The sequence below is a fragment of the Sphingobacterium chungjuense genome (assembly GCF_011316935.1).
Lineage (GTDB): Bacteria > Bacteroidota > Bacteroidia > Sphingobacteriales > Sphingobacteriaceae > Sphingobacterium > Sphingobacterium chungjuense.
On sequence record NZ_WLYS01000003.1, the window covers coordinates 297,862 to 321,314 of the forward strand.

Annotated in this window: 14 protein-coding genes; 10 read left to right on the forward strand and 4 right to left on the reverse strand. The window is 44.0% G+C overall.

Annotated elements, in window-relative coordinates; genetic code table 11:
* On the forward strand, positions 1-345 hold the full coding sequence (locus tag GKO22_RS09045) for a hypothetical protein (protein WP_166334303.1): 345 nt from the start codon (positions 1-3) through the stop codon (positions 343-345).
* Between the two features lie 47 nt (positions 346-392).
* On the opposite strand, the gene GKO22_RS09050 is transcribed toward GKO22_RS09045, so the two are convergent.
* Both GKO22_RS09050 and GKO22_RS09055 read right to left on the reverse strand, forming a co-directional pair.
* Complete coding sequence (locus GKO22_RS09050) at positions 393-635, reverse strand: hypothetical protein (protein WP_166334304.1); 243 nt, start codon at positions 633-635, stop codon at positions 393-395.
* Positions 636-865: 230 nt separating this feature from the next.
* Positions 866-1,204, reverse strand: a complete 339-nt coding sequence (locus tag GKO22_RS09055; protein ID WP_166334306.1) for a zinc ribbon domain-containing protein YjdM — start codon at positions 1,202-1,204, stop codon at positions 866-868.
* Between the two features lie 369 nt (positions 1,205-1,573).
* On the opposite strand from GKO22_RS09055, the gene GKO22_RS09060 reads away from it, so the two are divergent.
* Positions 1,574-3,922, forward strand: a complete 2,349-nt coding sequence (locus GKO22_RS09060; protein WP_166334308.1) for a PAS domain-containing sensor histidine kinase — start codon at positions 1,574-1,576, stop codon at positions 3,920-3,922.
* 18 nt (positions 3,923-3,940) lie between these two features.
* On the opposite strand, the gene GKO22_RS09065 is transcribed toward GKO22_RS09060, so the two are convergent.
* The gene (locus GKO22_RS09065) at positions 3,941-6,838 is read right to left on the reverse strand and encodes a triple tyrosine motif-containing protein (protein ID WP_166334310.1); all 2,898 of its coding nucleotides are present in this window, start codon (positions 6,836-6,838) and stop codon (positions 3,941-3,943) included.
* A gap of 175 nt (positions 6,839-7,013) precedes the next feature.
* On the opposite strand from GKO22_RS09065, the gene GKO22_RS09070 reads away from it, so the two are divergent.
* From GKO22_RS09070 to GKO22_RS09105, 8 genes are all read left to right on the forward strand, one after another.
* Entirely contained in the window at positions 7,014-10,070 is a 3,057-nt protein-coding gene (locus GKO22_RS09070; RefSeq protein WP_166334312.1) for a SusC/RagA family TonB-linked outer membrane protein, read from the forward strand.
* A 26-nt stretch (positions 10,071-10,096) separates the two neighbouring features.
* A complete protein-coding gene (locus tag GKO22_RS09075) occupies positions 10,097-11,641 on the forward strand; it encodes a RagB/SusD family nutrient uptake outer membrane protein (protein ID WP_166334314.1) in 1,545 nt (514 codons plus the stop codon).
* Positions 11,642-11,763: 122 nt separating this feature from the next.
* The gene (locus tag GKO22_RS09080; protein WP_166334315.1) at positions 11,764-13,044 is read left to right on the forward strand and encodes a glycoside hydrolase family 2 TIM barrel-domain containing protein; all 1,281 of its coding nucleotides are present in this window, start codon (positions 11,764-11,766) and stop codon (positions 13,042-13,044) included.
* 30 nt (positions 13,045-13,074) lie between these two features.
* On the forward strand, positions 13,075-13,941 hold the full coding sequence (locus GKO22_RS09085; protein WP_166334317.1) for a glycoside hydrolase family 16 protein: 867 nt from the start codon (positions 13,075-13,077) through the stop codon (positions 13,939-13,941).
* A gap of 326 nt (positions 13,942-14,267) precedes the next feature.
* A complete protein-coding gene (locus GKO22_RS09090; protein ID WP_166334319.1) occupies positions 14,268-16,292 on the forward strand; it encodes an adenylate/guanylate cyclase domain-containing protein in 2,025 nt (674 codons plus the stop codon).
* 10 nt (positions 16,293-16,302) lie between these two features.
* A complete protein-coding gene (locus GKO22_RS09095) occupies positions 16,303-16,887 on the forward strand; it encodes an HD domain-containing protein (RefSeq protein ID WP_166334321.1) in 585 nt (194 codons plus the stop codon).
* Positions 16,888-17,145: 258 nt separating this feature from the next.
* A complete protein-coding gene (locus GKO22_RS09100) occupies positions 17,146-20,277 on the forward strand; it encodes a SusC/RagA family TonB-linked outer membrane protein (RefSeq protein WP_166334322.1) in 3,132 nt (1,043 codons plus the stop codon).
* 30 nt (positions 20,278-20,307) lie between these two features.
* The gene (locus GKO22_RS09105; protein WP_166334324.1) at positions 20,308-22,155 is read left to right on the forward strand and encodes a RagB/SusD family nutrient uptake outer membrane protein; all 1,848 of its coding nucleotides are present in this window, start codon (positions 20,308-20,310) and stop codon (positions 22,153-22,155) included.
* Positions 22,156-22,292: 137 nt separating this feature from the next.
* Here GKO22_RS09105 and GKO22_RS09110 read toward each other — a convergent pair whose 3' ends face one another.
* On the reverse strand, positions 22,293-23,426 hold the full coding sequence (locus tag GKO22_RS09110) for a DEAD/DEAH box helicase (RefSeq protein ID WP_166334326.1): 1,134 nt from the start codon (positions 23,424-23,426) through the stop codon (positions 22,293-22,295).
* Between the last annotated feature and the right edge of the window lie 27 nt (positions 23,427-23,453).

Consider the following 23,453-nt stretch of genomic DNA (forward strand, 5'->3'; position numbering starts at 1 on the left):
ATGAAATTCTCACATTTACCGCTACTTCTTATCACAGCGCTTATTTTTCTATCATCATGCGCTGCTATGTTCTCTCGCTATAACACCTACATGGAAGAATGGAAAGGTCAAGATGAGGAACTTGTATACTTGGTATACGGTCCACCTATGAGAAATCAGGAATTAAGAGATGGACGTAAACTCATTGCCTATGATTTCCAATCTACAGGAACAGAACAGTCGCTGTACTGCTCGATCAATTTTGAATTGCAAGATAGCATTGTCATGTCTGCTAAATACACTGGAAACATTGGCGCTATAAGACGACATATCAAAGGCCCCAACGGTCCTAAGCTGGTAGAGTAACGTATTTTGCACGTACACCTAATCCATACAGAACTCAATAATACGTTTTAAACTAAGGATTGATAGATTCTTGATCTGCGTTGGCTAGACAAAATCAAATTAAATGCTCGCTCACTGAACGTTGCCAAATCTTTGGTAAAGCTCATTTTGCCTTTGAACACTTTGGTACAATAGGATAAGATATTATGCAATGTATTCTTGTCCAAATCTGACGAAATTATATTATAAAGAAATTTACGAAGTAGTTCTACATCACCTAAATCTAATGTCTGGATAACCTTATTAGACATAAGGTATTGATCTATTGTGGTCACTAAATTAATATTCATATCCGCTCCTCCTTACCGTTACTTAAAATTTTGGTTTACAATTAACCAATCATTAATAATAACGTCATAGTAGCTAAAGATGTTTCATAAGCTACTAGAAATGATATACTGGAAATGACGAAGTATTAATCCGACAGCAACCTGTGTTTAGTACATGCTATTGCAGTTAATACGTTAACCGAGTTAGAATACTAGGCTTTCTTCACGAATTCTGATTTCAACGCCATCGCACCGAAACCTTCAATTTTGCAATCAATATTGTGATCACTATCCACTAAACGAATATTCTTCACCTTGGTACCTGCTTTAATACCTTTTGGTGCACCTTTTACGGGTAAATTTTTAATAATGACAATACTATCACCATTTTGCAGGATATTTCCATTACTATCTTTAACGACCAACGCGTTGGTATCAGATGTATTTTCATCATTATTCCACTCATGTCCACATTCTGGGCATATCATTAAAGCATCCATTTCATAGACATAAACGGATTGGCACTTTGGGCAAGGAGGTATAGTACTCAATGTAATTTCTTTTTAGATCGCCAAAGATACGATATATTGACATAACCGGCTCAGATTAATCGGTACAATGTGAATCATAACATGCCCGCTATAGCTATCTACTTTTCCATACGCACTAACAAGAATTTTACAAAAGAACAGGAGCTATAATTGCTAGCATCTTTATCAGTTTTTTGACCAAAAAAGGACTAGTGTGAGCTATCAGAAGCCTTTAAAGTATCATTATAGACATCAGACTATAGTGAGAAAGCTATGCTTTATTTGATCGTCATGCGACATTTTATAATTCAAAAAATCCTATTTTGCAACGAATAACTATCTACCGTACAATTCGCGCACAGTGATACTATTTAACCGAACATCTACATCATGCTTAGTCGACTCCAAATTTCTCCAAATGACGAACATCGTATCCTTGATAAAAAGGTGTACGATACGCTTCATTCATCACAAGAAAAAGAGTTTAACCGTATTACGGAAATTGCCCGTCTATTATGTGAAACGCCAGTAGCTGTCATAAAGCTGACAGACGAAAATGAGATTTGGAGTCAGTCCAATTTCGCACTGGATGAAGGAAGTATCGCGCTAGCTAATTCATTCTGCAAGCATACTATGAAGGGCACAACTCTCTTCGAGATACAAGATACATTGTTAGATCCGCGATTTGCAGACCAGATAATGAGTAATGATTCAACGATACGTTTTTATGCTGGTTATCCACTTATTGACGGTCATGGTAATAAGCTGGGCACTTTGTGTGTAATGGATCATACTGCTCGCGCATTGAACGAAAGTCAAAAACGTGCTTTAGCACTTTTAGTGGAAAACATCGTTGATCTTACGATAGAAAAGAAAAAACAAGATGAATTTAGTTCATTCGAACGGATGTTTCGTCTATCTCCTCATCTTATCTGTATTTTTCGCCCTGAGGTGCCGTTTTTAAAGCTTAATCCAGCCTTGTGCAAATTGACCGGATTGGAGGATAACACATTCAGATGCGAAAATTGGCGCGATGTTATTCACCCTGAAGATTGGGAAAACGTGCTCCATGCATTCAACACCGTTTCTGCAGATGATTCAGAAGTAGTGATCACGACACGCACGAAGTCTGCTTCTGGAAATTACAGAAATATTGAATGGGTAATATCATTAGAACATTCAATAGGTCATTTGTACGCATTAGGGCGCGACATTACAGATGAACAGGTGCTAAACAAGGAATTGCAACATACCACGCAGCTATTATCCGAGACGAATCAAGTAGCTCGCATAGGTAGTTGGGAAATCGACTTAGATAACAACAAGCATCGCTGGACATCGGTCACGAAGCAGATTCATGCTGTACCCGACAATTATGAACCTGATATTGACACTGCGATCGAATTCTATAAGGATGAGGAGGTAAGACAACAAGTAAGAGAAGCAATAGCAAATGGAATAGCCTTTGGCAAACCTTGGTCATTAGAAGTTCAAATCGTTGATGCTACAGGCAAGACAATTTGGGTAAACTCATTGGGTAAAGCCGAGATGCGAGACGGTCGTTGTCATCGTTTGTATGGTACTTTTCAAGATATAGACGAAAGGAAGAAAATCCAGTTAGAAAATGAAAATTCGCGTGCAATATTGCAAGCTTTCGTACAGCACAATCCAGCCGCTGTAGCGATGCTTAATCGAGAAATGGAATACATTGCTGTAAGTGATGCTTGGCTGCGAGACTATAGATTGGCAGACAAAAACGTGCTTGGCAAATCGTATTATGAGTTGTTCCCTTTCATTACCGCAAAGGGCAAAGCGCGCCACCAACGCATACTCGCTGGCGCCATTGAGCAGCATCTTGAAGACAACACCCTATTTGATGGCAGCGAATTTACCGGTTTCTCAGCTTGGGAAATGCGTCCTTGGCATCTAATCGATGGCAGCATTGGTGGTATAATGATTTTCACACAAGACGTCACGCATCGTATTGAGCAACGCCAAAAACTCATAGCCGCAAAAATAGAGGCCGAAGCAGCGAGCAATGCTAAGTCTGAATTTCTTGCTAATATGAGTCATGAATTGCGCACACCACTGAATGGTATCTTAGGTTTTGCGCAGCTAGCTTTACATGCCGCTAATGAAGTGGATAGAAAGCAATTTATTGACTTGATTACCGAATCAGGGCACACATTATTAAAAGTAATCAACAACATCCTTGATTATAGCCAACTGAAATCCGACAAGATGATCTCGGTTACCGAGCGAACAGATCTGCACCAGCTTATCGAAGAATCTATCGAGGAGATGATGCCAGATGCCACTTCTAAAGACTTAGCATTAAAAAGTCATGTGGGAGTAGATATTCAACGTTTTATTTGGACGGATTCGGTTCGTCTGCGCCAAGTTTTGCGCAACTTACTCAGCAATGCCTTGAAGTTTACCGATGTAGGCAATGTATTACTACAAGTTGATCGATTGGAAGAGAGCAATGACTTTGTAACTTTACGATTTTCAGTATCAGATACGGGGATAGGCATATTGCCAGAAAATCAAAAGTCGATCTTCGAAGCATTTACGCAGGAAGACAGCTCTCTGACGCGAAAATATGGTGGAACTGGATTGGGACTCACTGTGTCGAACAAATTGCTACATAGCATGGATAGCACACTACAACTGCAAAGCAGTCCCTATGTAGGAAGTACCTTTCACTTTGATCTGCGCGTGAAAGGTATGCATCATTAATCGGATACTATCCAACCATTAGATACTATTAAGATAGGAACTTAATGATATCTGCGTGTCCACATTCAATTTTTTACGAATGCGATAGCGATGCACTTCTACACCACGTACGGATATACTTTGCAATTGCGCAATTTGTTTTGTGGTAAAATGCAAGCGTAAATAGGCACACACTTTCAAATCATTTCGCGAAAGCGATGGATGTTTGTCGGTTAATCTTTGCAGGAAACCATCATTTAACTCATCGAAATGCACCGCAAACTGATCCCAGTGCAGCGTATTCTTATCCACATCTTTTAGCAAAGCAGTGATGCGCTTCAAGTCAGACTCGTCTGCTGTGCCAGACTCGATCTTACCTAACTCTGCACGGAGTTTATGGAGTGCATCCGCATTCTCCATGAGTTGCATACTCGTACTTGCCAACTCCTTTGTCTTGATTAACACTTCGTCTTCCAGGTGTTCTTTCTGCAATTTGATAATCTCTCGTTCATTTTTATCCAGTTCTAATTGGTAAATGTACCGCATTCTATTAATTTCTTCTTCGTGCTTCCTTTGTCGGTTAAGCCATGCCGCCCGCTGCCATCGCACGGCTAGAAAGAATGCACAAAGCAATAATATCGTGTAGATAACCCAAGCTAATCGCGTAGCATACCACGGAGCCAAAATGCTAAATTGATAACTGACCACATCGGATTCTATTCCCAAATTGCTCTTCACCTTGACCCTAAAAAAATAATCTCCACTAGGCAAATTGGTGTATGCCTTTTGTCTTTCGGAGGTCCAAGCCGACCATTGATTATCATATCCCTCTAGCTGAAAACTATACAATAGATTAGCATGCGCGCCATAGCTTGGGGAAGAATAGTGAAAATGAAAATTATTGTAATCTGCTGCCAATGTGGGAATATGGTATTTATCTCTCGGCGTATGATCTCCAAATCCTGCATACAACAGGGAGTCCTTGTCTCCTACAACCCGTACTTGTGAAAAGACTAACTCTGGCTTTTCACTATTTTCTAAATACTTTTCGAGATTGATATGTAACATACCGCGCTCGGCGCCCACGTAAGTATTGTTAGCATTGTATGGATAAATATTCTCAAAACCAGTCGTGTGTAGCCCTTCAATCTCGGGAAAGTAGATGAGTTGATAACCGTGAGGGCGCGATTGATACGTGGCTACGCCTACTCTCTTTGCACTAGAGAACCAAATATTACCAGCCTCATCCTGCTTAATGTATCGGATAGGTAGACCAGAAAAGATATTCAACCCATGGTGTGGTTTAAATACTTTTTCTTTTCGATCAAACGCGTAGATCCCTGCCTCTGTAGCAAAGATGGCTTTGCCATTCCAACGAAAGACATAATTCTGATAGGAAGAAGGTAAACCATCTCTATCCGTAAAAAGCTGTGTAGTATAGCTTTCCCTGTCCGAACTGACGAGTATTTGGTAAATTCCACGGTAAGGATGTGATGCCCAAATATAATCCAGCGTATCTGGCATCAAAAAACGATAAGAATCAAGATGTCCTTCTAACGCACCTTGGTATCTACTTCCAGTCGGATCATGTGTAAAAAGATCTAAACCTTGGTAAGTCCCCATCAGCGTACTGGGAGCATTTCCCGAATCTTGATTCAAACTGGGCCATGGGAGAAAGTTCCAAGTTCCGGTTCGCGTAGCGATGGGCATTGCTTTCAAATTATCAATGCTGAAAACTCCGCGGTTATGTCCTAGCCATAGGTTTTTATTCACTTCGTCTAGATGCCATGCTTCGCCACCATCAGTGCCAGGTATCATGCTGAACTGTGCACGTACTTGGCTGTGATCTTGAACAGTATTTGATAGCGGTGCAGCAAATAACCCATTAGAGGAAGCGATGTACAGTCGCTCATTCTTGACATAGCTCGAATAACCGGTCACATCGGCATCCATACCTGGCCGGATGTATTTGATAGCACTTCCATAACTAATCAATGCAATGGCATTGTCTAATCCAGCCCATATATTCTGCTGCTTATCTACAAAAACAGAGGATACATTATTATTTGGAAGGCCTTCGGCTGTACTGATGCGTTGCAAAATATTTCCACGCGCATCCCGAATCAGACAGCCCTCCATCGCTGACGCAAATACATACTCTCCATCATTGATCTTGGCAACGGATGGCGTATACACATCTTTTGCATCGGAAGGACGCGTTGGTAAGCTTTGATATGATTCACCTTTCAGAATATACATCTTATCAGTAGAGGTGGTAATGATTACTTCATCTTCGTCGCCAGATAATACGCCCGTTACCAACTGTTTTCTGAGGCTGGGATCGCCCTGTAGTAAATGCCATTTACCATCAATAAATTCTGACAATCCCAAATGGATATCTTGCGCAAATAGACGACCGGCAGCAGTGCCCAAAAATTCCCAACGATTTTTGGCTGGATAAACGTGCATCTTTCCGTTCAAAAGTCTAAAAATGGCGGCATGTGCGCGAAAAAAGATCGCTTTTTGATAGCCGACAGTATTCCATACATCAGCAAATCCAGCATAATTGTGGCCTAATTTCTGACTTAATGAGGTATAAGCCAAAGACTGCCTTTGATCAGCTTGAAAATAGCCAAATTCACCTTGTCCACCCACGTACACACGATCGTGCTGATCAATAAATAGCGAACGAACGATCGTCTGATTAGACAAACTATGTTTAGACCATGCATGACCATCGAAGACGATCAAGCCTTCATTGTTGGCAAAATACATCAGACCTCGGCTATCTTGTCCTATCTGCCACGTACGACTGCCGCCTTCAAAATCAGCTTTTGAATAACTATATAGCAGTGGTGTACCCAACTTATTCTGAGCAGCAACTGGCACACACCAGCCATACATCATAGCAAAAAAGCAATAAAAGATATACTTCATCTAAATTTATAATTACGCATCAGAATACGTAGGTAGCGCTACAAATATAGCAATTAAGCCCATTTTCAGCACATGATGTAGTAATGAAGTAGTACGTTTCTTCGTGGCTATTCCGTGGTTTTTCTACATTTGACTTTCTACTTATAAACCAAAACCAAAAACTAAATCTTAACACATGAAACATCGTGTACTAATTTTTGTTGTGGTTACCTTTCAGTGCCTGCTGTCGTCGATGGTGTTCGCACAGAGCCGTGAGGTAACAGGAAGGATTACGGATCCAAATGGCCATCCGTTAACTGCTTCCATTATGATCAAAGGCGCGTCTGGAAGCGGAACCAGCTCCGGCGCAAATGGTATTTATCGCCTTCAAGTGCCAGAATCTGCGGATTCACTGATTGTCACGTCTGTAGGATATCTACGTCAGGCAGTATCTGTGAAAACCAATACGGTGAACGTACAAATGATTGCTGATGCAGGCTTCAACGTAGAAGAAGTCGTGGTTATCGGTTATGGTACACAACGTAAAGGTGATTTGACTGCTCCGGTCGCTACAGTAGATATGGAAGAGGCGATAAAACGTACTGTGGCAACGCCAATGGATGCGATTCAAGGATCTGTACCAGGCGTGCAAGTGGTGAGTGGCGGTGCGCCAGGCTCCACACCTACTGTACGTATTCGCGGTGTCGGTTCGTTCAACAATGAAAGTCCGCTGTACGTGGTGGATGGAATGTTTATGGACAATATCGACTTCCTGAATCCGAATGATATCGAAGATATGTCGGTATTGAAAGATGCATCTGGAGCTGCTATCTACGGGGTGCGTGCAGCCAACGGTGTCGTAATCGTCACGACCAAACGTGGAAAGCTGAACACCAAAGCACGCGTAACGTACAATGGCTACGCAGGTATTCAGACGCCGACCAACATGCTCAAAATGGGTAGCGGACAGCAATATGCTGATTTTGCAGCCGCAATCGGTAGGCAAGATATCGTGGATGCTTCTATCTCACGATTCAACGAACCCGGAAACACCACGGTGATGAATACCGACTGGTACGGCGAATTGCTGCGTTCACAAGCATTAATTCACAACCACAATGTAGATGTACAAGGCGGTAGCGACAAAATTACGTACGCCTTCGGCCTGAACTACATTGATCAGGATGGTATCATGGATGCCGAAAACTTCCACCGCAAGTACAACATTCGCATGCAAACGGAAGCGCGTGTAACGGACTGGTTGAAAGTTGGTTTCACCGCTCATATCAATAACTTTCACAACTTCCAGCCAAACAATGCTGCTTTCAGACAAGCTTACTTTGCTTCACCATTGTATCCTGTGTATGATGAGCGAATAGAGTTAGCAGATCCGATCAAATTTGGTTCTAGTGATCCTATTGGTATCCCTACGGGCTTTTGGTTCAACAACCCTATTGCTACAGCGTATTATAATCACAACGAAACCAAAGGTTTCCAAGTATTACCAAGTGCGTATGTAGAGGCTAATTTTTGGGATAATAAGATTACTTTCCGTTCGCAATTAAGCCAACGCTACCAGTCTACGCACAACATTCAGTACAATCCTGTTTATTACATCGATAATAATCAACGTGCTGACCGTTCGTACTTACGTTCGGGACAAGGTCGCAATTCCAACTACATCCTAGACAATTTACTGACGTATCGTGATGCGGCAGAAAAACACCATTGGAGTGTATTGTTAGGTCAATCGACACGTGAAGAGCGCTGGAGAGATACGTGGGTATCGGCCAATGATGTGCCTGCTTCACAAGAATTCTGGTATGCTGGTCAAGGTGCACAAGGCCTTGGCTCTGCCACTGGATACGGCGAGAATGGTTTCCGCAATGCCGGAGTTTCTGTATTCGCTCGCGGTACGTACGATTATGACAACAAATATTTGTTGACCGCGACTTTCCGTGCAGACGGAAGTTCTAAATATCAAACTAAATGGGGGTATTTCCCATCAGTAGGTTTGGGTTGGGTGTTGAGTCGTGAGAATTTCATGCAAGAGCAAAACCTATTTGATCTATTGAAAATACGCGGTAGCTGGGGTCTGTTGGGTAATGATGGTATTCAGCCCAATGCAGGTTACGCGATCGTTAACTCCGGAAATAACTTCTCTGGTATTTTTGGCAGTGTAGGCACTACGAATGGTGTCCGCGTACCGGGATACCGTGTTGGCCGTTTCTTCACGCAAGTAGGCTGGGAAATGGTTGAAGAATGGGATGCTGGTCTTGACTTTGCCTTATTCAACAATCGCTTGAACGGTACGGTAGATTATTATCACCGTGAAACGAAAGACTTAGCATTTAGCCGTCCGATTCCGTTCATGTGGGATCGCGTATATGGTAACTGGGGAACAGTGGCCAACAGCGGTTGGGAATTTGGATTGAATTGGGCAGATAAAAAAGGCGATTGGGGATATCGTATTGGCGCAAACGCGACGACATTGAAGAACCGGGTGACCGATTTGGGTGGTTTAGCTAATATTATGAATGGTTTCCCAGAATGGGCTGCCGAATTCCCATCTCGTATCGAGGTTGGTCAGCCGATCAACTATTTCTATGGTTACGAAGTGCAAGGAGTATATCAAAACCAAGCAGAGATCAATGCTGATCCAATCGCAAGCCGTTATAACGAACAAAATCCAGGTTCTCCTATCCTACCAGGCTATTTGCGTTACAAGGATCAAAATGGCAATGGTGAATTGGATGAGTCGGATCGTATCAACTTGGGCAATTATTTACCAACGCTGAGCTATGGTTTCAATGTTGGTATTGAGTACAAAGGATTTGACTTAGGCGTTGTACTGCAAGGCGTAGCTGGCAATAAAATTCATAATTTAAATAGAGCGATGCGTCGTAAATATCCGCAGATGAATGCCGATGCTGCGTTTATGGAAGGATTATGGACAGGCGAAGGAAGTAGCAATACTTATCCGTCGGCGGCAGGAAGCGTAGCAGCGTGGAACTTACAGGCGAGTTCATTCTTTGTAGAAAGTGGTGCTTACTTGCGTGTACAAAACGTGCAGCTAGGCTACAGCTTTAACTTGACGCCGTCTATCCCATTCCGCGTATTTGCGACAGCAGATCGTCCATTGATCTTTACGAATTATAATGGATTCTCACCAGAAGTATCTGGAATGGGCTTCGATGCCAATGTGTATCCGGTAGCGGCCACATACAGTTTAGGAATAAGAGCTAGTTTTTAATGATGACTTTCTTTAGCAATACAACCATGAAAAAATATAATCAAATGCTATTGGCGGGATGCTTGAGCACGGCACTTCTATTGAGTGGCTGCGAAAAATTCCTTGACAAACCATTAGAAAACCAACAACGATCGGAAGAGATCAATTATGGCAACGTGCAATTAATGTATGCGCCTGTATCGGGCGTGTACCGCGCCGCTTCGGATGATAATCTCGTGCACTGGATCGATTTGTCGATACGTGCCATTCGAGATGATGACTACCAACAGGCAGCACCTAATCCAAATGACAACCCAGAATTAATGGCCATCAAGAATTTCCAAAATGATGTGACCATCCAATCGTATTGGGGATTGAATCAGTCTTGGATTAGCTATTATAGCTTGGCCATCAGCGCCAATAATGCCTTGTTGGAGTTAGCGCAATTTGCAGAGCGTATTGATCCGAATAATGCCGAACTACAAGGATTAAATAGACAATATCAAGCAGAAGTGCGTTTCCTGAGAGCCTATGCGCACCTGATGGTATCTCGCCTTTTTGGCGATGTGCCCATTCTATCAGACAGTGGTGATATTGCACGTTTGACGACTATCGGAAAAAGCAGCCGTGCAGAAGTACGCCAATGGATCATCGAAGAGATGGATTTCTGTGCTGCCAATTTGAAGAAAGAACGTCCAAATCAATCAGCCACTCATAAAGGTGCAGTTACCGCTTATTCAGCACTTTTGTTGAAAGCAAAAGCAGCGGCCGATTTAGCCGGTAACGATAATGGCAGCCCGCAGTGGGACGTAGTTTTAGAGGCGACTAATGAGATCATCAATAGTAACCTATTTATCCTATATGCGGACTTCTACGAATTATGGAAAGTACCAGGCAAACTATCCAATGAGTCGTTGTTTGAATTGCAATATTCAGATTTTGGCTTACCAACTGGCGATATTGTACGTCCGGGCGTAGATTGGGGAACATTCTTCCGTTGGCAAGGTCCTTCGGGCGATCAGCGCGGAAGCGCAATCTCCGGAGCAGGTTGGATTCCACCATCACAGAACATCGTAGATTTCTTGACCGCGCGTGGCGACGAGACACGTTTGAAAACGACCATTTTAGAATATGGCACAAACACGCAACCTGCTGTTACCCCAAGTGGTGATAATGTATATGGGAATCCATTCAACATCAAATATTTCAATGGAAAAGCCTATTTACCAGCTTCGCAAATGACCGAAGGTCGTCTAGAATATGGCGCAAACAACAACGTGCGCATCTTGCGCTATGCCGATGTGTTGTTATTGAATGCAGAAGCCAAAGTGCGTAAGGGACAAAATGGTGATGAGCCATTCCGCTTGATTCGCGAACGCGTGAATATGCCTGCGATCACCGGCGTCACACTCGATCAAATCCTCGACGAACGTCGTGCTGAGTTTGCCTGCGAATGGTGGGGCGAGCGTTTCAATGACTTGGTGCGTACTGGTCGCGCTGCACAAGTATTCGGATCGCGATTCGTACCGGGCGTGAGTGAATCGGTTCCGATTCCACAAACGCAGATTGATGCTAATCCAAACTTTAGATAAGCATAACCAATAATCAGCCTGTGGCCTACCGACGCGTAATCGTCATCCAGCCACAGGCTGTTTTTTACAAATACTGTTTACGTAGCATACTGTTACGTTATCTTTTTCAACACACACACGATATGAAGATCCGTAAATTATTATCCATACTGTGCCTCAGTATTTTTGCAACAAGCCAAGGATCATACGCGCAAAACCCAATTCCTGTAAAGATTGTAGACAAGAATGGAAAGTTTGAAATACAACGCGAAGGTCAACCTTATTTTATCTTAGGCGCCGGCGGCACCGGAAAGCTAGAATTATTAAAAGCAACGGGTGGCAATTCCATCCGAACATGGAGTACCGATGGCGCTCAAAAAATCTTAGATGAAGCACAAAAATTAGGATTAACCGTCACCATGGGCTTACGCGTCGGCACGGAAAGACACGGTTTTGATTACAATGATCCGGCAGCGGTAAGCAAACAATTAGAAAGACTCCGCGCAGAAATCAACACTTTCAAAAACCATCCTGCCCTATTAGCTTGGGGAATCGGCAACGAACTGAACCTGCATTACAGCAACGAAAAAGTGTGGGATGCCGTCGAAGGAATTGCTTCGATGATTCACCAAGAAGATCCGCATCACCTAGTTACGACGATGCTCGCTGGCGTGAATAAGAAAGAAATCGACTTGATAAAAGCAAAATGCCCTTCATTAGATCTTATCGCGGTGCAAACGTATGGTACGCTGGCTGCTGTACCGCAGCAATTAAAAGAGTTTGGTTGGGACAAAGCGTATATGGTAACCGAATGGGGGCCGACCGGACATTGGGAAGGTTTGCAAACGCCTTGGAAAGCGTCGATCGAAGAAACGAGCAGTGAGAAAGCTGCAGTTTACAAAAAACGCTACGAAGCGTCCATCGCAAAAGATCCACATTGTGTTGGTTCTTATGTATTTCTCTGGGGACAAAAACAAGAACGCACACCCACGTGGTATGGTCTATTCACAGAAGATGGCGAGCAATCTGAAGTGATCGACGTGATGCAATACTTATGGACTGGCACATGGCCGGCGAAACGTGCACCACACATTAAATCATTCACCATTAATAAAAAGGAAGCGGCTGATCACATCTATCTAAAACCGGGCGCTACGTATCCCGTACAAGCAAACGTAACCGATCCAGCTGGTCAACCACTGACCGCACGTTGGGAATTGTTGGCAGAAAGCACCGATTTGAAAGAAGGTGGCGACAGAGAAAATAGACCACATGCTATTGAAGGATTAGTACAGGAAAAATCTTTTGACAAAGCGGTACTAACCGCTCCGGAGAAAGAAGGCGCTTACCGTTTGTTTTATTATTCATCGGACGGGAAAAATAAAGTCGCAACTGCCAATATTCCATTTTTTGTCCAGAAATAAAGTCATAATTTAAGATTATACCTATTCGCTATGAAATTAATCCACGTTTTATATGCCACATCGCTAGCCTGCGTGGCTTTTGGAGCATGCCAATCGGTTACGAACCATCAGGAAGTCGCGCCCAAAGGCAATACAGATAGTACTAAAAATTACAAATTCACCGCTCAGCCAACTTGGGCAGATGAATTTGACAATATCGGATTGCCTGACACCAATAAATGGTCGTACGATGTAGGGTCGCAACACAACGGTTGGGGCAATCAAGAATTACAATACTATACAGAAGCTGATCCTAAAAATGTGGAAGTCAAAGATGGACATCTATACATCCATGCATTACCCGAGCAAAAAGAAGGACTAGATTATACTTCTGCACGCTTAGTGAGCAAAGGGAAAGGAGATTTCCTGTACGGACGATTTGAAGTACGTGCCAAAGTACCAGCTGGCAAAGGTACTTGGCCAGCAGTGTGGATGCTCCCGACTGATTGGACGTATGGCGGATGGCCAAATTCCGGCGAAATCGATATTCTCGAGCATGTAGGTTATGATCCAGATGTGGTACATATTAGTGTGCACACCAAAGATTATCATCACTCGATCGGCACACAAAAAACGGCTTTCCGTAAGATTGAAAATGCCCGTGAGCAATTTCATCTCTACCGCATCGATTGGACACCAGATTACATCAAAGGTTTTGTAGACGACCAAGAATTGTTCTCTTTCGCTAACGAAGGATCTGGCTTTAAGACCTGGCCATTCGACCAAAAGTTTCATTGGCTGATCAACTTGGCGGTCGGTGGATTTTGGGGTGGTGCCGAAGGGGTTGACCGCGAAGCCTTTCCAGCTACCTTTACCGTGGACTATGTGCGCGTATACGATTTGGTGAAGTCGCAGTAATGAATTAGGGATTTATATGTTATTGTAGCGATATACTCCCAGTACTTCCAAAATTGTTAAAAAGTGTAAAATATACACAGCGTAAATCTTTTGGCACGAGTATTGAAGATGTACAAGTATTCATAATTTAGGTTAATAATTGGTTAGTTAGTGAAACACCTGAAGTTCCCCACTTCAGGTGTTTCTTTTTTATAATCAAATCTCGACACAGCTGAAAACTGAAAAAAAGCCCTATATTTAGCAGTATAATTAACCTTATCGCCCATTTTTGACTATTCAGAATGCCTAATCTTATAGATGTTAGCAAAAAGCTTCGTTATAAACAGATGGCTTTACTGCCACTTTTTGCCTTTTGCATGCTCACCAACCTCTTAGCGCAAAAACAAGTACAACCAGAAACGGTGCTTCTTATTCAGAATTTAAAGGAAAAAGAAGAAATGGAATTGGACTCGCTTTGGAAAACCATTGACCAAGACGATCCACAATTCAAGGCGCTGGATTACGATGATAGTGCGTGGGCACCCCGTGGATCTGCGGTAACTAAGTTAAATGAAAATGGGGTCGCGTGGTTACGATTGTCATTTCGACTGACACCAGACTTACTAAAAATGCCACTCTGTCTGGACATCGCACAAAATGGTGCATCCGAGATATATTTGGATGGCGTATTGCTCGACTCTGTCGGCGTTATTGGAGCCGGCGAACCTGCATTGAACGTATTGAGCAAGCGTTTTCCAAAGTCATTCTCCGTGGCAGATACGGGCATTCATGTTATTGCAGTACGTTATCAAAGTCATCCCGTCGTAAACACGATAAACGATATGGATGGCAGCTTCCGAGCAGGATTACTAAGTTCTTACAAGACCTTTAATATCAATTTTAGAGATGCCAATGCCTATTATGCAAAAGGGATTGCCAAGAATGCTCAGTTGACCACCATACTCATGTCGTTAGGCGGTATTTTCTGTGCATTAGCTGTTGTTCACCTGCTACTGTTTTGCTTCTATTACAAAGGTTGGTACAATCTGTATTTCGGAATCTATAACTTATCTATTGGTTTGTTTTGCATCTTCATCTTCAAGATACAAAACAGCTACGAGATCGACCTTTACCTTTTCTACGTCAAAGCTTCCGTATTCACACTCATTCTGTTTTCTGTATCGCTTACTGGATTTACCAATACCTTATTTGGTCGCAGCCGAATACGTCGTATTATCATGTTAGGAATCGGAGCATTATGTTTTGCCTCAGCACTTATTTCACCATTGATTATGGTTCTGCTGTTGCCTTTCTATCTCATCACGGTATTGGTAGAATCCTTTTACATCATCGTGCGCGCTATGTTGCGTCGGGAGCGACCTGCATTTATCGTGGGTGGCGGCATTTTGGCCTGTTTTGCGTACATCGTCATACTATTCCTAGTTTCCTTTTTAAGCAAAAGCAATCCCATCAACAATTTTATAGATAGCAATAACCGCAATGCACTTTTAATCATTTTAATTACGTTTCCACTTTCCATATCGGGCTATTTGGCTTATCAATTTGGCAGAACCAATACCAGTCTGCAGTTGCAGTTAGCAGAAGTAAAGCGCCTTTCGGCTAAGACCTTGGAGCAAGAGCATGAGAAACAACATATTTTGCAAAACCAAAATGTATTATTGGAGGAGCAAGTTCGTACTCGCACAGAGGACCTACAATTAGAAAAGCAAAAATCCGACGAACTGCTGCTGAACATCCTGCCGCAGGAAATCGCCGAGGAGCTCAAAGAGCGGGGCGAAACCCAAACCCGCTATCATGAGGAAGTGACTGTGATCTTCACAGACTTTGTCAACTTCACCGAAAACTCCGAGCGCTGGGGCGCAGAGCGAATGATTGCCGAGTTGCACGAAGATTTCACCGCTTTTGATCAAATCATGGAAAAACACGGTTTAGAGAAAATCAAAACTATCGGTGATGCGTACCTCGCTGTGTGTGGATTACCTTTGAAAACGAATAATCACGCCCATCAGACCGTATTAGCGGCGCTAGATATCTTACAATACGTCCGCGAAAAAGCGCAGCGTAATGAAGGTAATGCACTCGATATTCGTATTGGTATACATTCCGGTTCTTTAGTCGCCGGCATCGTCGGTGTCAAGAAATTCGCGTATGATATCTGGGGTGATACCGTCAATACAGCGGCACGCCTAGAACAAAATAGCCTACCGGGCAAAATCAATATCTCTGAATCCACTTATCAATTGGTGAAAGATTATTATATATTTGAAGACCGGGGATTAGTAGAAGCCAAAGGTAAAGGTGAAATACCGATGTACTTCGTTAAATCTACCAAAGAAAAATACCAAGCATAATTCGACCAGAATGGAATACTATAAGTTGCATGACATAATTATTCAGAAATTGCGCGATGAGCTCCCCGGTCATCTCTCTTATCACAGCGTGACCCATGTGAAAGATGTGATTCAAGCGGCTGAAAGCATTGCAAAGAATGAGGGTATCACTGGCGACACACTGACCTTAATCATGACTGCAGCACTTTTTCACGATACCGGATTTATATACGGATCTAAAAACCATGAAGAGCGTTCCTGTGAAATCGCAGCATCCTACCTCCCAGATTATGGTTATAGTGATGATGACATCACCTTGATTCAAGGGATGATTATGGCCACCAAAATCCCACAATCACCTCAAAACCATCTCGAAGAAATTCTCGCAGATGCTGATTTGGATTACCTCGGGCGGAATGATTTTTTTGTGATCGGCGATAAGCTGTACGAAGAATTAGCCATGTTTGGCATCGTACAAACCGAAAACGATTGGAATAGCTTGCAAAAGAAGTTTTTGGAAAATCATCATTACTTTACCCACACGGCAATCTCCATGCGGCAGCAAAAAAAGGACGAGAATCTTGCTATCATTAAGCATAAATTAGCGCAGAAGTAACTAGGAACAGTATTTCAGCTACTTACCAAACCACTTTATCAATCATCGTTCTTAAGGCTCGCTAAGGACGATGAGACTATTTAGCAATATTTTGATACGATATGGCAACCCCTGCCCTATCTGAATTCCTACTTTTGATCCATACCTCATATAAATTTGATGATTTCGAGGTCAATCCAACTTTTCTAGGCGCACAATAGCTTCTATTACCGTTGGTCAGTCACACTAACTGGATTATAAACATAAAATTCTACTCCTATGATGATGCTATCTAGGCGGCACCCTGGTTGGGCGTCTGTCGCATGCAAACTACTGCTCCTGTTTGTTTTCTTTTCTTTCCTATCTACGCACGCAAAGGCGCAAAACGGGATACAAGTGCAAGGGGCAGTCCGCGAAGCGGAAACCAACAATCCCTTAGAAAATGTTACCGTCGAGGTAAAAGGCACCAACATCGGCACCAGTACCGACAGCGAAGGACGATACACACTGGAAGACGTAGCGCCCGACGCGATTCTGGTTTTTTCTTTAATTGGTTATCCCAATGTAGAACGCAGCGTGCAAAATCAAGCCAATGTAGACGTTACGATGGGCGCTGTGGCCGCCGATTTGGATGAAGTCGTTGTCGTTGGTTATGGTACGATGCGCAAGCGCGATGTGACCGGCGCCGTTTCTTCGTTGAATGCGAAGAAAATAGAGAATGAAGCACCTACTCAATTAACTGATGCACTACGGGGCAATGTAGCCGGTTTGAATGTCGGTTTTAGCTCACGCGCCAAAGGCGGCGGTTCGCTGCAAATTCGTGGTCGAACTTCCCTCAACGCCGGAACTAGTCCGTTAATCGTATTGGATGGCGCTATTTATTACGGCGCTTGGGAAGACATTAATCCGGCTGATATTGAAACGGTGGATGTGCTAAAAGATGCGAGTGCTGCCGCCGTCTTTGGTGCCAAATCAGCTTCTGGCGTGATCTTAGTCACCACCAAAAAAGGAACGGAAGGCAAACCCTTGATCAACTACAATACGACGATTGGCGTAGCGACAATGGCCATCAATCAGCCCGTGCATCAGGGACAAGATTTCGTCAATTGGCGATCCGATGTATTTAAAAGCATCAATGAAAATGCACAACCTTTTCAGTTTGATGATCCACGCAATCTGCCGAGCGATATCAGTATGGATACTTGGCTGGGTTACGATCAATCCTCGGGCGATCCCGTGCGCGTTTGGCTACGTCGGCTCAACCTGCAACCCAACGAGGTAGACAATTACATGAATGGGAACGTGACAGACTGGTACAGCCAAGTATTTCAAAACGGCTTGCGACAGGATCACAACCTCAGCGTATCGGGCAAAAACAAAGATATTTCTTATTACGTTGGCGCAGGCTACCTAGATAACGAAGGCATTATCGTCGGCGATCGGTTCAAAACCTTGCGCACCAGAGTCAACTTAGAAGCCAATGTGACCAACTTTCTATCGATCGGCATGAATTTACAAGCCGTTTCGAGAGATGACAGCGCTATTCCACACGCCTGGGGAGAGATCACGGCGCTATCGCCCTATGGCGATCAATTTGATGCAGATGGCAACTTGACGTGGCGACCGAACAACGAAGTTTCTGGTGGCGTCAACCCGGGTTACGATGCCTTTCATACCGATCGCAAGGATCGCACAAACTCGTTGAACAGCACTATTTTTGCGAAACTGAAATTACCGCTCGGTTTTACCTTTACCACCAATTTCACACCACGCCTAGAGCTGTACGAACGCTACAATCACGAGCGCTCCTCGCACGAAAGCTGGGCCACTTTTGGAGGAAGAGCGAGCCGCCAGCAACGCACGACCTACTTCTGGCAAGTCGATAATATCCTAAATTGGAATAAGGAATTTGACGGCATGCACCGCTTTGACGTGACTTTATTGGCCAATGCCGAGAAGCTACAACGCTGGGACAACAATATGTCGAACGACAATTTTGACCCGAACGATGATCTGGGATATCACGGTATCGGCAATGGGATCAATCCCATCATCGGAAGTTATGACAGCTACAGCACAGGCGATGCCTTGATGGCGCGTATGGTCTACACCTTGAAAGATCGCTACACCATTACCGGAACCTATCGCCGCGACGGATATTCTGCCTTCGGGCAGCGTCATCCAAGAGCGGGCTTCGGTTCCATCGCCGGGGCATGGACATTCTCCGAAGAATCCTTTTTCAATGTCGATTGGTTTAATTATGGAAAGCTGCGTGCCTCTTGGGGTAGCAACGGCAATCGAGATGTGGGCTCAGGTCGTGATATGTACGTAGCATTAGCCGATCTCACCACGGGTAAATATTTGTATGTACGACCTGATGGCACCGTGATCCAAGCGAATCAACTCTGGGTGAATCGCATGCAAAATCCCAACTTCCGTTGGGAAAGAAACACGTCCTACAACTTCGGGTTAGATTTCTCCTTATTCAACGACCGCTTGTCGGGTAACCTCGAATATTACCAGATGAATTCTACCGACTTATTGGTGTTGCGTAGTCTACCCAACGTAATTGGTTTTGACAATGTGATGGACAATCTGGGCGAAGTGCGCAATCGTGGTTTTGAGGTCACGTTGAATTCCTTAAACATTTCTAAAGAGAACTTTAGCTGGCGCTCCACCGCATTATTTCAACTAAATCGCAACGCGATCAAACATATTTACCGCGATTACGGACCGGATGGTCAGGAACTCAATGACATTCAAAACCGTTGGTTTATCGGACAACCGATTGATGCCATCTGGGATTGGAAAGCGCAAGGCATTTATCAGTTGGGGCAGGAAGAAGAAGCGGCACGTTACGGCTTACAACCGGGCGATTATCGCTTAGAAGATGTGAATAATGATGGACGATTTAGCAATGCCGACCGACAGTTTTTAGGATTCAGCGAGCCCAGATATCGTTGGTCGTTCCGCAATGATTTTCAATTCCTCAAAAACTTCTCTGCTTCCATCTCTATGTATGCACTATTCGGACATCAGTCGCCTTTCAACTCCTTGAAAAGTCGTGATGGCTTTCCAGACCGCAGAAACAGTTATGCATTCCCTTATTGGACACCAGAAAACCCTTCGAACGAATGGGCGCGAATCAACTCCAACGAAGGGAGCGCCACTGGCTTCAATGTGTATCGCAAGCGTTCTTTTGTGCGGATAGACAATATTTCTTTGGCCTACAGCTTTGATGCTGAAAAGTTGGAGCGCCTGCGTCTGCGCGGATTGCGTGTATTTGCCAACGTGCGAAATGCAGGCATGTGGGCGCCAGAATGGTCGTTCTGGGATCCAGAATGGGATCCAGCTAATGGCCCGGGTCCAACACCAAGATTTTACACCATCGGACTAGACATCACTTTATAACGAAACGATTTATTTAAAGATCCACATCGTATGAACACGTTTTCAAAATATACAGTATACGCGATCCTTTTGCTGGCGGCAAGCACGCAAGGCTGCAAACGCTCCTTCTTAGAGCCCAAGCCACTATCTATCTACACCCCCGACGAAACCTTTCAAAGTTCCGCCGCCTTATGGGCTACGCTTGTTGCTTGCGAGCGCAATGCGCGTATTGAATTTATGGGCGATGGCGCTCCTATCGTGACCGAAATGATTTATTCGGATATCGCCGTATCGGGCAGTACCGACAAACCTGGGCCAGCGATCGACCTCAATCAAGCCATCACGCCAGACGGCGATCTCGACAATATCGAATACGAAAATCGGATCGAATGGTATTGGAAAGAAGGCTATCGGGGTATTCGCTATGCGAATACAGCCATTCATTATATCGATGCACCGCAGGATTATGCCAATGAAGCAGAAAAGAATCACCTTTTAGGTGCGGCTTATTTCCATCGCGCCCTGCGCTATTATCGCTTAGTACATCAGTTTGGCGATGTGCCTGCGGTATTCTTTATGGCGACCGAGCCGAAGTTGGACTTCTATAGCACCAAGCGCGAAGTGATCTTGGAACAGCTCAAAGAAGATTTGGAATTTGCGCAAGAATGGGTGCCCGACAATGTCAATAAAGGGCAAGTAACCAAAGGTGCAGTCAGTCATTTATTGACGAAAGTAAATCTAGCGCTGGGTTACTTTGACGACGCCATTGCATCCGCCAACAATGTGATTAATGGTGGCACTTATAGCTTGATGACGTCGCGATTTGGAACTACGGCAAACGATGCCAATCGCAATGTAATCTGGGATTTGCACCGGCCGGAGAATAAATCTCTTTCCAACAACCGCGAAGCCTTATTTTTAGTGATCGATCGCATTAATCTAGATGGCAATCAATCGGGCGGCGTACAATCCATGCGAAATGGTTTACCTTTTTGGAGCAATGCCGGCATTGTGACGCCGTCGGGCAATCGTGCGATGTCAGATCTACACAATATCGAGCTGCCGCAAGTATTGCAATACGGACGTGGAATCGGACGCGTACGCCCGACTTGGTACAGCCAGCACACTTTGTGGACGGATGACACCGACCTGCGACACGCGCCAGGAAACTGGATGCGCATGGAAGACTTGGTATACAATTCGCCCAACTTAAAAGGCAGCGATCCGAGCTACGGAAAACCGCTACAGAAACGCAACGCCACAGGCGGTTTGCTGACCACCGATACGATTCGATTCTGGTTTGATTGGCCACATTACAAACTATTTGTAGAAGATCCGCAACGCGTACAACCCGCTGGTGGTAATTCCGATTGGTACGTGTTCCGCCTAGCAGAAACATTGTTATTGCGGGCAGAAGCGTACGTTTGGAAAGGCGACTTGGCCAGCGCCGCTGCAGATATCAATGCCGTGCGCACGCGTGCTAACGCCCAGCCCATCACCACCGCGGAAGTAAATATCGGTACCGTACTTGACGAGCGCGCGCGGGAATTGTACTATGAAGAACCGCGGAAGACGGAAGTAACGCGGGTTGCGTATATATTTGCCAAAACAGGTGCTACATCGGAAGAAGGCAAAACGTACAGCGTAGCCAATTTCTCCGAAAACAACTATTTCTACGATCGCGTGATGGCCAAAAGTGATTTTTATAACAAAGGCGTGCGTACCAACTTTGGGATCAATTATCGGATGAGTCCTTATCACGTCCTATGGCCTGTTCCGATCAGTGCCATTAACGGAAATCCGCAAGGAAATATCAACCAGAATAAGGGCTATGTAGGCGCCGAAAGCAACGTAGAACCGTTGGATTATGTGATTGATCAGATCAGCGAAGGCGACTAGCATTCACGCAGAAAAAAAGGCTAGTGTATCATCCCTAGGAAACACTAGCCTTTTTCAAATAACAGATCTATGCGGTTATCTGATTAAAATAACAGCAGCAATCGGTAATAGAATTTCATCTGGATGAAATTTAAAAACTAGTTCGTCGGTCTTTCGATATCGATCAACTCGACTCTTTTGCCCATTTTTTTCTGAATGACTTCAAAATGCTGTAGTTCAAGGTGTGTTAACAGTGTTATGGCTTCTCCAGATTGCGCTGCCCGCCCCGTTCTCCCGATGCGATGAATATAATCTTTAGGCGATCGAGGCAATTCATAGTTGATCACGAAGGGCAGGAAGTGGATATCTATTCCTCGCGCCATTAAATCCGTTGCTACCAAGACACGAAGTTTTCCCGATTTGAACTGAGACAATGCTTCCGTCCGAGCACCTTGACTTTTCTTACTGTGGATCGCTCGTGCATCGATACCATTCTTTTTCAACTTGTTGACCACGGCATCCACCTGATATACCGAAGAGGCAAAAATCAGGACCTGACTCATTTCCTTTTGCTGAATCAGCTCGCGCAAATATGGACCTTTTTTCTCTGGCGGCATCAGATAAGCCGTCTGTTTGATCAGTTCTATAGAATCCTCTTCCTCTTCAATCTGAATCACCGTTGGGTTAGATAACACGATCTGCTGGATGCTTTGCAGATCCGTGCTTAGTGTTGCAGACAACAATATATTTTGTCGTTTCGCAGGCAGATGGTTTAAAATCTGATCCATTTGCTCTTTGAATCCTAGATTCAACATTTTATCGGCCTCATCTAGCACCAAAGCACTAATGCTAGAAAGATGTACCGCATTGTTGTCCAACAGTTCTAATAGCCTGCCCGGCGTCGCAATAAGTACGTTTACGCCCTGCATACCCATCATCTGCGGATTGATAGAAACACCGCCGTAAACCGCAACCGTCTTTACAGGATGTGTTAAAGCTGGGCTAAAGGTTTTAAATACGGTATTTACTTGCTCCGCCAATTCCCGAGTAGGCACCAATATGAGCATATTCGCATGGCGGTTCTTGACGCCCACATTATCTTGCAGATGCATCAAGAGTGGCAATACATACGCCATCGTCTTTCCAGATCCTGTTTTAGCAATTCCTAATACGTCCTCTCTATTTAGAATAGCTGGAATAGCCGCTTGCTGGATCGCAGTCGGGTTTGTATATTGTTGATTTGTCAGTGATTTTACTAATGCAGGCGACAAACCCAAAGATTCAAAAGACATATAGTTTTTTTATAAAAAATACAATTA

Coding starts and splice junctions, on each gene's coding strand:
- GKO22_RS09070 (WP_166334312.1), top strand. CDS start 7,014: ATGAAACATCGTGTACTAATTTTTGTTGTGGTTACCTTTCAGTGCCTG.
- GKO22_RS09110 (WP_166334326.1), bottom strand. CDS start 23,426: ATGTCTTTTGAATCTTTGGGTTTGTCGCCTGCATTAGTAAAATCACTG.
- GKO22_RS09090 (WP_166334319.1), top strand. CDS start 14,268: ATGGCTTTACTGCCACTTTTTGCCTTTTGCATGCTCACCAACCTCTTA.
- GKO22_RS09060 (WP_166334308.1), top strand. CDS start 1,574: ATGCTTAGTCGACTCCAAATTTCTCCAAATGACGAACATCGTATCCTT.
- GKO22_RS09100 (WP_166334322.1), top strand. CDS start 17,146: ATGATGATGCTATCTAGGCGGCACCCTGGTTGGGCGTCTGTCGCATGC.
- GKO22_RS09105 (WP_166334324.1), top strand. CDS start 20,308: ATGAACACGTTTTCAAAATATACAGTATACGCGATCCTTTTGCTGGCG.
- GKO22_RS09085 (WP_166334317.1), top strand. CDS start 13,075: ATGAAATTAATCCACGTTTTATATGCCACATCGCTAGCCTGCGTGGCT.
- GKO22_RS09075 (WP_166334314.1), top strand. CDS start 10,097: ATGAAAAAATATAATCAAATGCTATTGGCGGGATGCTTGAGCACGGCA.
- GKO22_RS09080 (WP_166334315.1), top strand. CDS start 11,764: ATGAAGATCCGTAAATTATTATCCATACTGTGCCTCAGTATTTTTGCA.
- GKO22_RS09095 (WP_166334321.1), top strand. CDS start 16,303: ATGGAATACTATAAGTTGCATGACATAATTATTCAGAAATTGCGCGAT.
- GKO22_RS09050 (WP_166334304.1), bottom strand. CDS start 635: ATGTCTAATAAGGTTATCCAGACATTAGATTTAGGTGATGTAGAACTA.
- GKO22_RS09065 (WP_166334310.1), bottom strand. CDS start 6,838: ATGAAGTATATCTTTTATTGCTTTTTTGCTATGATGTATGGCTGGTGT.
- GKO22_RS09045 (WP_166334303.1), top strand. CDS start 1: ATGAAATTCTCACATTTACCGCTACTTCTTATCACAGCGCTTATTTTT.